Raw genomic sequence first — 13083 nt, forward strand, 5'->3', positions numbered from 1 at the left:
GATTATATTAGATAGCTTTAGATTATAATAGATTATTGCGAACTGTTTTTAACCCCGAACTACCGTCAGCAGGGCGTTCAGTGCCCGCTTGATAACTGTTTTAGCCGCAACCACGATTTTGACACAGTAATGCATTCGCATTACTATGATAATTGATAGTTAACACCCGAAGGTTTCATCATGAAAAATGTGTTCGTAGATCGATCCACGCTGACGGATCGTTACCAGACGACTATTCCGGCCTCGGTCAGAAAGGCGCTGGAATTAAACAAGCAGGAAAAGCTTCAGTATGAGATTCGCTCCGATGGCAGTGTCCTGCTTTCCAAGTACCAGAGTGACGAGGGAGACCCCGTAATAGGAGGCTTCCTGGATTTTCTTGAGCAGGATATGAAAAACCATCCCCAAACACTTAAGCCGGTTTCCCCGGAGCTTGCCCGGAAGCTCAATGATCTGGTTGGGGAGATTGATACTGATCTTGATGAGACTCTTGGTGAGGATTGATCGGCAATGCCTTCCATCCGTAATGACTTTCATGGCTGGACGATTCTGGCCCACCCCATGTTTGTCGCACAACTCAAGAGTTTGGCTGTCGAGGTCAAAAAACTGAAACAGCAGCATCCTGATTCCTTTCAAAAGAAAAACGCCACAAAACGACTGGCGGCAATAATCCAGTTGGCGTTTGAACGGGTTCCAAGCAATCCCTCTGACCCTATATACCGCCAAGGCTTGACGCTTGGAAAAGCCAGAAAACACTGGTTTCGAGCTAAGTTTTTTCAACAGTACCGGCTGTTTTTCCGCTATGACGAAGCAGCCAGAATCATCATATATGCTTGGGTAAATGACGAAAAAACCAAACGTGCCTACGGTAGCAAGACCGATGCATATTCGGTGTTTGAGAAACTGGTAAATGCGGGAACGCCTCCTGACAGTTGGCAGGATCTCATGAATGAATCCCAAGGCATTGAGGATCTGGATGAATTCTTCAATGAAATTGATGGATAGAGCTTCTTCAGCATTGTGATTTAGCTTCATAATTTGAGGCGACATCTTCCATGAAAGTCACCGGGGGGATAATAAAGACAGGTGTGTCGCTTGCTACACGGTCGGCACAAATCACAAAATGCTGATACGGTGGGAGCTCAGTCGAACCCATTTCTTGTCAGCCCGCAAGGATTCAAGCTGTTTGAGGGTGTCGCAAATTACTGGCTCCCATGCTTTTAGACCCTGTGGGTCACAGAGTGAGAATGGGCACAATACCTCTTATTAGCCTAAAGTCGAAAAGGCAGATACGGCATATCCTGCTATGGTGGTCACTGCACCTGCGAGACTCATAGATCGCTGACTCTGATACCAATAATAATTATGGGAGAATCCCACAGTGGCACAACCTATAGACCCCGGGAAAGCGGCAGCGGCCGCTTATTGGCGCGAGAATATCCGCCTGTTACTCAGCCTTCTCGTCATCTGGTTTGCAGTTTCCTACGGCGCCGGAATCCTGTTCGTTGATCACCTTGACCAGTTTCAGCTGGGCGGTTTCCCTCTGGGCTTCTGGTTCGCCCAGCAGGGTTCTATCTACACCTTTGTGATACTGATATTTGTTTATGCCTGGCAGATGAACCGTCTGGATCATAAATACAATGTCTATGAAGAGGAGGAAGAAGCATGAGCACTGAAATGCTGACTTACCTCTTCATCGGCGCCTCTTTCGCCCTCTACATTGCCATCGCTATCTGGTCACGGGCAGGGTCCACGGGTGAATATTATGTTGCCGGCAAAGGCGTTCACCCGGTCGCTAACGGTATGGCAACGGGGGCCGACTGGATGTCTGCCGCTTCCTTTATTTCAATGGCCGGTATTATTTCCTTTGTTGGTCGTGACGGAGCGGTTTACCTGATGGGCTGGACCGGCGGTTATGTGCTGCTGGCCATGTGTCTGGCTCCCTACCTCAGAAAGTTCGGCAAGTTCACAGTGCCGGACTTTGTGGGTGAGCGTTACTATTCGCAGACTGCGCGTGTAGTGGCAGTGATCTGCGTCATCTTCATCTCCTTTACCTATGTAGCAGGCCAAATGCGAGGCGTTGGCATCGTATTCTCACGTTACCTGGAAGTGGACATCACCATGGGTGTTCTGATCGGTATGGGTATTGTCTTTTTCTACGCCGTATTGGGGGGTATGAAAGGGATCACCTACACTCAGGTCGCACAGTACTGTGTGATGATCTTTGCCTTTATGATTCCTGCTATTTTCATATCCATCATGATTACCGGCAACCCCATTCCCCAGCTGGGCTTTGGCAGTGAGGTAACAGGTACCGGACAATCGGTTCTTGAAAAACTGAACGGGCTCTCGACGGAACTGGGTTTCAAACAATACACAGATGGCTCTAAATCCACTATCGATGTGTTCTTTATCACCATGGCACTGATGGTCGGTACCGCAGGCTTGCCTCACGTTATTGTCAGATTCTTCACCACCCCGACGGTTCGTGACGCTCGTAAGTCTGCTGGTTATGCCCTGTTGTTCATCGCTGTCCTTTATACGACAGCCCCTGCTGTGGCCAGTTTTGCAAGAATCAATCTGCTGAATACCGTGAGTGAATCCAATTACAAAGATCTGCCCGAATGGTTCTCCAACTGGGAAAACTCCGGTCTGATTGCCTGGATCGACAAGAATGAAGATGGAAAAATCCAGTACACTGACGGTCGACCAATGGAAGGCAAACCACAGTTTACTTCTGAGCGAGGTATAAGCGGCGAACGTCTGGTATCCAACCATCCATCTGCCGGTGAGAATGAGTTGTATGTTGATCGCGATATTATGGTTCTGGCCAACCCCGAGATTGCTCAGCTGCCAGGCTGGGTCATAGCCCTGATTGCGGCAGGCGGGCTGGCTGCTGCACTCTCAACAGCTGCGGGACTGCTCCTGGTGATCTCAACCTCGGTGTCTCACGATCTGCTGAAAAAGAACCTGATGCCAAATATCTCTGACAAGCAGGAACTGCTGGCTGCCCGAATCGCCGCAGGCGTAGCCATTGTTATTGCAGGTTTGTTTGGTATTTATCCACCGGCCTTTGTCGCACAAGTGGTGGCATTTGCCTTTGGCCTGGCTGCGGCCTCCTTCTTCCCGGCCATCCTGATGGGCATCTTCTATAAACGTATGAACCGTGAAGGGGCTATTTCCGGCATGGTCACTGGCCTGGCATTCACCTTCGCCTACATCGTTTACTTCAAATTCATCAACCCCGCTGCCAACACAGCAGAAAATTGGTGGTTTGGTGTCTCTCCGGAAGGTATTGGCACACTGGGCATGCTGATCAACTTCAGTGTATCCATGGTGGTTTGTCATCTGACTGCGGCCCCCCCCAAGCATATCCAGACTCTTGTGGAAGACATCCGCGTGCCACGGGGTGCAACTTCCAGCCAGCCAGTAGTCGGTGGTAGCACACCTGCCAGCGATTTCGGATAACTTCTCTTTGACATCAGGCCTTCGGGCCTGATCACTCCCGGCTAAGCCGTGGGATACTTTGTGTACAGAGTCGATAGGATCAACAGCAGACCAGAGGGTGTTCTCATTATAGGTATAGATCTATTCCTGCACTTATTTATTGATGGCTACAAAACGAGCTACGCAACCCGTCACTTGAATGTCCACACTATTAAATCTTGAGCACAATTCATGCTCTAGCCCATCCAGATGATCTTCCTGATTGCTAAAAATCCCCTTCCGGTTGTATATGCCCATAAGAGCTTTCGCTAGCAAAGTACGAGTTACTCCACTACGAAGAATGGTGGCACCAAACAATTTCCCACCTTCATTCAGCAATGGCTTAAAGTGGTCGAACACGACAGCTTTGCTATGGATGCTGCCGGGCAGACAGTGCAGTAAATAGTTAATGCTAATCGAGCTGAAGCTATTTACCGGCAAGGTGGTAAAAGGTTTAAAAACGTTATGCACCAGAGTACTGGGTTGATATCTTTTTAATCGCTGCCCAGCGTAGTCAAGCGAGTTGGTGTTAAGGTCTACCAATGTCAACGATGGTCGGCAGGTTGGGAACTGGCAGTGATCAGGGAAATAGCCCGTGCCCACACCTATATCCAGATGCGGGTTGCTGACATGCTGATTAAACCAGTCCAAAAGTATGGGTGTCGGACATTGCCAGACAAGGCGGTTGGAGATACCCAGTACGGCGATATCATAGATGTTCAGAACTCCCTTTGAATAAACGGCCTGGCCTCTGTGAACCTGTTCGTTCGTTATCTTGCTGCGTGGAACAGTCATAGTGGAGTACCCCAATGAAGGAATCAGTAATCGACACTCACTATAGAAGACATTAGGCTACGCAACAGCAATGGCCAGGAGTCTCGCTGACACTAAAAAAATAATAATTCTGGGAATCTGACATAATAAGGAAGATGAAAAAGACCCGATCTGACCTCCAAGGAGCCCCCCTTGAGCTTGAAAACTGTATTTATAACCGGAGCCACTTCCGGCTTTGGTGAAGCCTGTGCCCGTCGTTTTGCCACTGAACAAGGCTGGCAGCTGGTAATTACCGGCAGAAGAAAAAAACGTCTGGAATCACTGGCCAGGGAACTCTCAGCATCCTGCCCGGTTCACTGCCTCGTGTTTGATATGAGAGATGAAGCTGCGATTCAAAAAGCGGTAAGCACTCTCCCGGAAGTTTTTTCAGACATCCATACTCTGATCAATAATGCCGGTCTGGCCCTGGGCACTAAACCGGCCGACCAGTGTGATACACAACAGTGGATGAACATGATTGATACCAACATTAAAGGACTGGTTTTAATCACTCATGCTCTTTTACCTGCCCTCAAGAAAAACAACAGTGGCAGTATTATAAACCTGGGGTCGGTTGCCGGGACTTATCCTTACCCTGGTGGCAATGTTTATGGTGGTACCAAGGCGTTTGTAAAACAGTTTTCCCTGAATCTTCGTTCTGACCTTCTGGGGACTGGCATCAGAGTGACCAATATCGCACCCGGAATGGCAGAAACTGAATTTTCAGTCGTGCGTTTCGATGGAGATCAATCTAAAGCCGATGCCGTTTATGAGGGCATGAAACCCCTTTCAGCAGAAGATATCGCCGAAAGCATCTATTGGGTCGCAAGCAGGCCGGCCCACGTCAATATTAATGCTATGGAAATCATGCCGGTTCAGCAGGCTTTTGCAGCTTTTGATGTGGATCGTAATCACTGAGACTTCTGCCTGTAGCCTGCTCTAAGCAGGCTACAGCTTTGAACACAGTCTCAAAAAAACAATTATTGAAGCAGGTTATGCACAAAATTTTGTTATCTAATAAACAACAAATAACGTATATATACTGATTTCATCAGACCTGATATACCCAAGGCACTCTCGTCTGATTATTTTTCAACCAATGCAAAAACACCCTGTAATCTCAGGCACTTCATGAGTTATCCACAAGTAATTCAGTGTGTTAATCAGTTATTTTGTTGAAAACACTTACCACACCTTTCTACCAATGAGTGCCAGCCAAACACCGGCCCCCCTGCCAATGGGCGGATTTCTCACAATAGTCACCCGGACTCAAAAAAATTGACCGCAACATAGAAATCTGATCAAGCCGGGTGTTGAGCCTATCAAAGCCGCCTTGATCGCAGCCAATAGCAAAGGCTATTAACGATTGCACAAAGCTTTTGCAGTGAAGCAGGCATTGAACGACACTTTTTTGCAAACCTTGGGCTTGTTTCTCTAAAAGTGCAATCGACTGATATTTCAGATGGGAGCCAGCTGTTGGTTGATTTCATAGCTTTTACACTCAAAGAATTCAAGTCAGGAATAAATACACGAACAAAGGCCAGCCACAGCATCCGCATGGCGACAACTTAGAAGCCGAAGTGAATAAGAAAACAGAAAAAAAATTTCAAAGAAAAGTCATTTTCCTGAATCCAGTCACCAGAGCCCAACGTATTCTCCATAGGACTGATAGAGGTCGGCCGCTGGTCGGCCACATTTTACCCTGACAATGTTTTTTCAGGCTAAGGTGCCAATGTCGAGATAGACTCAGGTCTTTTTTGTACCGTCCAGTCTTTGGCCCTACTCAACTGACTTGAGGTTTGCCTGAATTTATCGGGATATACATGAAAATACGATCGTTTAATCAGCACTCACAGACGAGCTGCACTTCAACCGCTCCGGAAAACAGCAGAAAAAATACCCTGCTTATGCTCTTCAGCTTATGTCTGGTACTCCTTCTTTCGCTGCTCAATCGACCTGCCTATGCTCTGTCAACGGACTGGTTGGTGAACCCTCAACAGCCTGAGGCCAGAGTCAGGCTACACTTCTCTGGTGAAGCAGACCCAACCACCCGCCAACTTTATGCGTCACTGGAAGTGCAGTTATCAGGTGACTGGAAGACTTACTGGCGATCACCCGGTGAGGCCGGAATTCCGCCCGAAATCGATTGGCGAACAGAAGAGCCACAAGGCAGCAGTAATATAGAAAATGTTGAGTGGCTCTGGCCTGTTCCGGAACGCATAGAAATGCTGGGGCTGCACACACTTGGCTATAAAAACGGCACTGTTTTTCCTCTTCTGATTCAGGTCAAAGACCTGAGTCAGCCTGTCGCCATCAATGCCAGACTGCGCCTGTCTTCCTGCACCACGGTCTGCGTTCTGACAGATTATGAGATTCAACTGGAGTTTACCCCCACTGATCTGAAAGCAGACCCGCAAGCATCATTCCTGATCGATAAAGCGCTTTCGAGGGTTCCGACGAATATGCCTGACACAGGGCTAAGCGCAGAATCTGTTGTATGGGATAAAGAAAACAACAAGGTTGTTGTCACTGCCCAGTCTGAAACTGGCTGGGAAAAAGCCGTTGACGTCATTATTGATGGCCAGGAAGAGATAACCTTCAGTCTGCCGGAAGTGACCATTGTGGGTAATCAGCTTCAGGCCATTATGAATGCGTCAAGCTGGTTGGGTGAATACAACCTGTCGGGTGAATCTGTCACAGTCACCCTTCTCAACGGAGACAGTGGCCTTGAAAAAACACTGCCTGTCGAAGAGGGTACTGCCATTTCACTGTCTGGAGGTAGCGGTGCAGCAAGCCTGATAGTATTACTGGGTCTGGCTCTACTGGGCGGCCTGATCCTTAACCTTATGCCGTGTGTTCTTCCTGTTCTTGGTATGAAACTCTCTTCCGTACTCCATGCATCAGGTCAGGAAGCCAGCCTCACTCGTAAACAGTTTCTGAGTTCTGCGGCAGGCATTATTTTCTCCTTCTGGTTACTGGCGACCTTCCTCTGGATACTCAAGCTGACTGGCAACAGTATTGGCTGGGGTATTCAGTTCCAGAATCCGTGGTTTATTGGTTTCATGGTAGTGGTGACTGCTCTTTTTGCTGCCAACCTGATGGGCATGTTTGAAATTCGCCTGCCTTCTTTCCTGTCGACTAAACTGGCTACAGCAGGTGATAACAGTACTGCAGGCCACTTTGTTCAGGGCATGTTCGCAACACTTCTGGCAACGCCCTGTTCAGCTCCATTCCTGGGAACCGCCGTCGCCTTTGCCTTGTCGACTAACAGCTTCAACCTGTTTGCCATTTTCACTGCCCTGGGCATAGGTCTTGCCCTTCCGTATCTGCTGATTGCTGCCAGACCCTCTTTGTTGAAGTGGATGCCAAAACCCGGACAGTGGATGATCAACCTTCGCCGTATATTGGCACTGATGCTGCTGGTGACTTCTCTGTGGCTAATCAGTCTGCTTCAGGTATTCCTGCCAGTCTATCTGCTTTTGATTATTGCCGTGATTCCAACCCTTATGATCCTGCACGCCTTGTTGACCAGTTTGATGCCTCAATCAGGAAAAGGATTATTGCTACTGCCCTCATTATTTCTGTCAATGGCGATAGTTCTCTTCGGGGCCTGGTCGACCGGTTTCTTCACACCGGAGCAATCAACATCAGACAACCTAACCTGGAAAACCTTGAATGAGCAGGAAATTGCCAGCTCGGTCGCTAAGGGAAAAGTCATCTTTGTTGATGTCACCGCTGACTGGTGTATCACTTGTAAAGCCAACAAGATCAGGGTCATCGACAGGGATCCCACCAACAGTCTCCTACAGCAGGACTTTGTTGTGACCATGCGGGGAGACTGGACCCGTCCTTCAGAAGAAATTAATGCCTACCTTCAGAAGAATGGACGATTTGGTGTGCCCTTCAATATTATCTACGGTCCGGGTGCTCCTGAAGGAATACCGCTGCCGGTTATTCTCGACCACGACACTGTAACAGCAGCTATCGAGAAGGCGACATCCATGTAAATTCATGAAATCAGCCTGAAAAGCTTCCCATAAAATCATGATGAAATGCTTTTCGCTGTTAAATGACCTGAGCCCCGAAGTAATACGAGCAGAAGGGCTCCAGAGTCAGATAGCCCGGCTTATTAGTCTTTGCCATTGCCATTTAATCATGACAAAGTGACAATCAAAGCCATATCGCCCCTGAAGCGAACCTCACTCTCATGAGCTTCAGCAACGACTCAGGGAAACAAATACCGACTCACAGAAGAGCACCATGAAAAAAACTCTTATTCTCACCACCACCTTACTGATGGGCTCGCTCAACCTTCAGGCAGAGCCTCTGGATGATCAGCAACAGCAAGAAGTCAGAGAGCTGGTTCGTAAAACCCTGATAGAAAACCCGGACATTCTGGTTGAAGCCATGAACGAGCTAAGAAAGCGAGAAATCGCCGCTCAGCAGAATGCCGAAAAGCAGATGCTGGAAGCCCGTCAAAAAGTGCTTTTTGAGAACCCTGAGAACCCCATTATGGGCAATCCTGAAGCCAAGGTGACTATTGCCTACTTTGGTGATTACAACTGTGGCTTCTGCAAGCGTCAGGATCCTATTCTGAAGAAAATTGTTAAAGAGAACCCTGACGTAAAAATTGTCATCAAGGAACTCCCTGTCCTCGGTCCTGAGTCTCGCGAAGCTGCGGAAATGGCCCTGGCCACCTTTAAGCAGGACAAGGGTAAATACCTGCCTGTTAACCAGCGTCTGATGTCCAAGCCTGGCAGACATAGCAGCAGCACTATTAAAGCTGCACTGAAAGCAGAGGGCATTGAGGCTGACAATCTGAAAGTGGACGAGTCTGTCACTCAGCAACTTGATGAGAACCTGCGTCTGGCACAGGAGCTTGGCATTCGTGGAACACCGGCACTGGTATTCCCTGATGAAGTGTTAAGAGGCTTCACCGAAGAAGGCGCACTGAAAGAAATGATCAAGCAACGTCTCTGATCTTAAATCCGATTAATAAAAAAACCGGAGTCATCCGGTTTTTTTATTTGAGTTCCTGGCTATCTATCAGGCCAAGTAATAATAACTTCTGAGCTGAAGAATATTAAAGTTCGGCAACAATACAGTCTTTACGTTCTTTTCCAGTTTTTGAGAGATACTCAGTAAACTCTGCCGGGATACGACCTGTGGTAGCACCTTCCCAGCTGACCACAGAGCCATCTCCTTTTTCATATTGAAACTGATAACGCTGTCTTGGCTTTCCTTTTCTGACTTTCTCGGCAACGGCAGAAGCCGCCAGATCTTCGAGGGTCAGACCTTTTTCATGCATTTGACCCAGAATACTTTCAACAGCTTCTCTTTTGCGCCCTTGTTGTTCCTTCTGTTCATTGTGCTCACGCACTTTTTCTTCATGGATCGCTTCTACGCGCTTGATAACACTTTCTATATCTTCAACATGCATACCTTGAAACAATTTACGCAACTGCACTTTTGATTTCAGGATATTCAGTGACTCTTCAAAAATATTCATTAGAAAAAACCAGGATAGGTATTATTTAGAAAGCGTCAAAAGTACCATTGCAATGACTAACTGTAAACAGTGTCGTACATAAATTATGATACAAAAAAATAACAATTGACGAATCAAGAAAAAAACAACAACTTTTTAATAGCCAATCATACGACCAATCGAATTAAATCATACGCTTAGCCGCAATAGTTTTATTACTCACCAGTGGCATAGACTCATTACGAGTCTATGCCACTGGTCTATCAAGGCTAAAATGAGGCTTAAAGCAGAGAGCGATGACTGTATCAAACTGTTTCCAGCTTCTTCAGCTCTTGTGCACGAAGATCTTTCCTCAATACCTTGCCTACAGGCGTCATCGGGAGCTCTACTCTGAACTCTACCTGTCTGGGCACTTTATAAGCTGTCATATTCTTGCGGCAATAATCCTTTAACTCCTGCTCGGTAACACTGTCATCCTGGGGAATAACAAAGAGTTTTACTGCCTCACCTGTTTTCTCATCAGGCACTCCGATCACCGCACAGTTTTGAACTTTTTCGTGTCTGGCGACAACATCCTCAATCTCATTGGGATAAACATTAAAGCCGGATACCAGCACCATATCTTTCAGGCGGTCAACTATACGTACATAACCGTCTTCCTGAATGATGGCTACATCCCCCGTACGGAACCAGCCGTCGTCCAGAACTTCAGCAGTGGCTTCAGGGCGCTGCCAGTAACCCGCCATGACCTGGGGGCCCTTTGCACAGAGTTCACCGCGTTCACCAAAAGGTAAATCATTGCCTTCATCATCAATGACTTTCAGAGCGGTACCCGGTAAGGCAATACCCACTGTGCCGTCCTGAACAAAATCACCCGCAGGGTTAGCGGTCAAAATCGGAGAGGTTTCAGACAAACCATAACCTTCACCGATTCGGCAACCAGTGAGTTCGAGCCAGCGATCTGCTGTGGCCTGCTGAAGTGCCGTACCCCCGGAGTTGGTCACTCTCAGATCAGAAAAGTCAATATTCTTGAACTCAGGATGATTCATCAAGCCCACAAACAGAGTGTTGAGGCCAATGAATGCATTAATACGCCAGGGCTTGATGGTTTTGATGAACGTATCAATATCCCTGGGGTTGGCAATCAGGATACTGTGCCCCCCCAGAGAGAAGTAAGACAATAGATGAACCGAAAAGGCATAGATGTGGTAAAGAGGCAGCGGCGCTACCACGGTATCACCTTCAGGATTGGAAACCGGACTACCATCAGCTTTTGTCTGCCTTCTCAACTCTACTGTCTGAAGAACATTGCTGATCAGATTGTTATGGGTCAGCATGGCGCCCTTGGCGACACCGGTAGTTCCTCCTGTGTACTGCAAAGCAGCCAGGTCTTCTTTTTGAGCCGGCCTGGGTGGCTTGTAGGTTGCCTTGCTACCCAGTGCCAGGGCCTGCCTGAAAGGTACCGCTGTTGGAAGGCTATAAGCCGGCACCATTTTCTTGATGTGCTTAACGGCAAAGTTGATTATGGAGCGCTTTGGCCAGGGCAACAGATCCGCCAGATCTGTCACTATCAGGTGATCAACACCGGTCTCAGGCAAAACTTCTTCGATCAGGTGCCCAACAATATTGACGCAAACCAGAGCTTTCACGCCTGCGTCATTAAACTGATGCTTAATCTCTCTGGCGGTATAGAGGGGGTTCGTATTTACAATGACCAAACCGGCCTTGATGGCACCGAAGGCCACCACCGGGTATTGCAGAATGTTGGGCATCTGTAGTGCGATGCGATCGCCGGGCTGCAGTCCGGTGTGTTGCTGAAGGTAAGCTGCAAACTGATCGCTCAGCCGATCCACTTCCTTAAAGCTGAGCGTTAATCCCAGCCCTGTGAACGCGGGCTTGTCTCCGTGTCTGTCGACAGCATCTGCAATCACTTCCCTGAGATTAGAGAAGGCTCCGAAGTCAATATGATCAGATATACCGGGTGCGCGTTTGCCATCCCAAAAAGCTACTTCCATGGAGAGCTCCTCGTCTTATTGTTGTGAATGTCGTCCGGGCTGCCACCGGCCATCTACAGATTATTCAAACCTGATCGGGAGCGCATTATACCCGCTTACCCGGCAGTCTTGAATTATTTTTGTAAGATTTTGTGATTCCTTGGAAGGTCTTCAGTATGAGCAGATAACTGTTTTTTTATGGAGCAAAGTCAGGTCGGTTTCAGAGGCCTTGCTGCCCATGGGAAGGAAGACTTGAAAGTGTGGAATTTTCTGAAGATGTGAAGGCATGTCTGCTACTTTTATTCTGACTTATCTACCAGATAGATACTATGCCATTTGTCTTATTCGGGCTCCTGTTATTATTCCATCTGTTTCAGACATGCGATGCTCGTGACGTCTACCAAAGTGCCTGGTGGATAGACGAATTATATTCGAAGGCCGAGAACAAGAGCATATCGGTAAAGTTAAACTCACAGCTGTATTTTGTTTGCCCTAATCTGCCCACTGTGGTCAGGATGCGTGGCCACGATAGGCAAACCTCAACCATGTATGAAAATGTATGGCTAACGGACAACGAAACCTATTATGAGAATTGTGAAATAGGAGATGATCCTCAAGACAAATTCACAAGCCGCTACGTATGCGGCAAACCCACACGCCTGGTTTTTCTTAGTATTCTGTTTCTTGAACATGCTGCCGGAAAAGACGACGTGACCTTTAAAGAGGGAAAACACTACTATTTCCTATCCACGTCAACGGGGGAATCGAGCACAGTACGTAACAGAAAAGACGGACATTGTCGAACACATAACATGCGCCTCAAGGTTTATATCTGTAAAAAATTCAATGAAACGGATCCCGGCTGCATTTATCCGGACCCTCAGTTAAACTGGTATAGTGCAACGGGTGCTTTTCTTTCTGCCCCTGTAAAAACGCCTTTAACAACTCCTTTAACGACGACCGTTCCCACCAATACCGCTGTCAATGGTACTGCAATGGTTAGCACAATCGCTAATGAAACGGTCCCCGTCACTATGGCTAAGAACGATACCGCAATAGTTGTGACAACCGCGGCGGGAACGACACCTGTCACTATGGCTGACAACAGTACCGCTATAGTTATCACAACCGCAGCGGGAGCGACTCCTGTCACTATGGCTGACAACAGTACCGCAATCGTTATGACAACCGTGAAGAGAGCAACTCCTGTCACTATGGCTGACAACGATACCGCAGTAATTGTGACAACTGCGACGGGGTCGGCTCCTGTCACTATGACTGACAACAGCACTGCAATAGTTATGG

The 13083-nt window shown here is 47.8% G+C and carries 11 protein-coding genes; 8 read left to right on the forward strand and 3 right to left on the reverse strand.

The annotated features are described in order from the left end of the window. Window positions 1-180: 180 nt before the first annotated feature. The 4 genes from KDK17_RS17470 (at window position 181) to KDK17_RS17485 (ending at window position 3465) form a co-directional block, all read left to right on the forward strand. On the forward strand, window positions 181-501 hold the full coding sequence (locus tag KDK17_RS17470) for a type II toxin-antitoxin system PrlF family antitoxin (RefSeq protein ID WP_257275103.1): 321 nt from the start codon (window positions 181-183) through the stop codon (window positions 499-501). Window positions 502-507: 6 nt separating this feature from the next. Further along, a complete protein-coding gene (locus tag KDK17_RS17475) occupies window positions 508-1002 on the forward strand; it encodes a type II toxin-antitoxin system YhaV family toxin (protein ID WP_257275105.1) in 495 nt (164 codons plus the stop codon). A gap of 376 nt (window positions 1003-1378) precedes the next feature. Further along, window positions 1379-1666, forward strand: a complete 288-nt coding sequence (locus KDK17_RS17480; RefSeq protein ID WP_257275107.1) for a DUF4212 domain-containing protein — start codon at window positions 1379-1381, stop codon at window positions 1664-1666. Then, the gene (locus KDK17_RS17485) at window positions 1663-3465 is read left to right on the forward strand and encodes a sodium:solute symporter family protein (RefSeq protein ID WP_257288679.1); all 1803 of its coding nucleotides are present in this window, start codon (window positions 1663-1665) and stop codon (window positions 3463-3465) included. The genes KDK17_RS17480 and KDK17_RS17485 overlap by 4 nt, the downstream gene beginning before the upstream one ends. A 132-nt stretch (window positions 3466-3597) precedes the next feature. Here KDK17_RS17485 and KDK17_RS17490 read toward each other — a convergent pair whose 3' ends face one another. Beyond that, window positions 3598-4278 carry a class I SAM-dependent methyltransferase gene (locus KDK17_RS17490; RefSeq protein ID WP_257275111.1) on the reverse strand — a complete coding sequence of 227 codons (681 nt, stop codon included), beginning with the start codon at window positions 4276-4278 and terminating at the stop codon, window positions 3598-3600. A gap of 177 nt (window positions 4279-4455) precedes the next feature. Here KDK17_RS17490 and KDK17_RS17495 point away from each other — a divergent pair, with 177 nt between their 5' ends. The 3 genes from KDK17_RS17495 (at window position 4456) to KDK17_RS17505 (ending at window position 9276) form a co-directional block, all read left to right on the forward strand. Further along, window positions 4456-5214: an SDR family oxidoreductase gene (locus KDK17_RS17495; protein ID WP_257275112.1), complete on the forward strand. Its 759-nt coding sequence runs from the start codon at window positions 4456-4458 to the stop codon at window positions 5212-5214. 905 nt (window positions 5215-6119) lie between these two features. After that, window positions 6120-8303: a protein-disulfide reductase DsbD gene (locus tag KDK17_RS17500; RefSeq protein ID WP_257275113.1), complete on the forward strand. Its 2184-nt coding sequence runs from the start codon at window positions 6120-6122 to the stop codon at window positions 8301-8303. A 253-nt stretch (window positions 8304-8556) separates the two neighbouring features. Beyond that, a complete protein-coding gene (locus tag KDK17_RS17505; RefSeq protein WP_257275115.1) occupies window positions 8557-9276 on the forward strand; it encodes a DsbA family protein in 720 nt (239 codons plus the stop codon). A gap of 103 nt (window positions 9277-9379) precedes the next feature. Here KDK17_RS17505 and KDK17_RS17510 read toward each other — a convergent pair whose 3' ends face one another. After that, complete coding sequence (locus tag KDK17_RS17510) at window positions 9380-9805, reverse strand: H-NS family nucleoid-associated regulatory protein (protein ID WP_257275117.1); 426 nt, start codon at window positions 9803-9805, stop codon at window positions 9380-9382. Window positions 9806-10089: 284 nt separating this feature from the next. After that, entirely contained in the window at window positions 10090-11799 is a 1710-nt protein-coding gene (locus KDK17_RS17515; RefSeq protein ID WP_257275119.1) for an AMP-binding protein, read from the reverse strand. A 494-nt stretch (window positions 11800-12293) separates the two neighbouring features. Here KDK17_RS17515 and KDK17_RS17520 point away from each other — a divergent pair. Beyond that, window positions 12294-13083: hypothetical protein (locus KDK17_RS17520; RefSeq protein WP_257288680.1), on the forward strand; the 790-nt coding region annotated here is incomplete at its 3' end.

Source organism: Endozoicomonas sp. SESOKO2 (genome assembly GCF_024606245.1).
Classification (GTDB): Bacteria; Pseudomonadota; Gammaproteobacteria; order Pseudomonadales; family Endozoicomonadaceae; genus Endozoicomonas_A.

What these genes read in the sequence shown, in the direction of transcription:
- KDK17_RS17485 (WP_257288679.1), top strand. Translation starts at nt 1,663, where the DNA reads ATGAGCACTGAAATGCTGACTTACCTCTTCATCGGCGCCTCTTTCGCC.
- KDK17_RS17505 (WP_257275115.1), top strand. Translation starts at nt 8,557, where the DNA reads ATGAAAAAAACTCTTATTCTCACCACCACCTTACTGATGGGCTCGCTC.
- KDK17_RS17510 (WP_257275117.1), bottom strand. Translation starts at nt 9,805, where the DNA reads ATGAATATTTTTGAAGAGTCACTGAATATCCTGAAATCAAAAGTGCAG.
- KDK17_RS17490 (WP_257275111.1), bottom strand. Translation starts at nt 4,278, where the DNA reads ATGACTGTTCCACGCAGCAAGATAACGAACGAACAGGTTCACAGAGGC.
- KDK17_RS17515 (WP_257275119.1), bottom strand. Translation starts at nt 11,799, where the DNA reads ATGGAAGTAGCTTTTTGGGATGGCAAACGCGCACCCGGTATATCTGAT.
- KDK17_RS17500 (WP_257275113.1), top strand. Translation starts at nt 6,120, where the DNA reads ATGAAAATACGATCGTTTAATCAGCACTCACAGACGAGCTGCACTTCA.
- KDK17_RS17470 (WP_257275103.1), top strand. Translation starts at nt 181, where the DNA reads ATGAAAAATGTGTTCGTAGATCGATCCACGCTGACGGATCGTTACCAG.
- KDK17_RS17475 (WP_257275105.1), top strand. Translation starts at nt 508, where the DNA reads ATGCCTTCCATCCGTAATGACTTTCATGGCTGGACGATTCTGGCCCAC.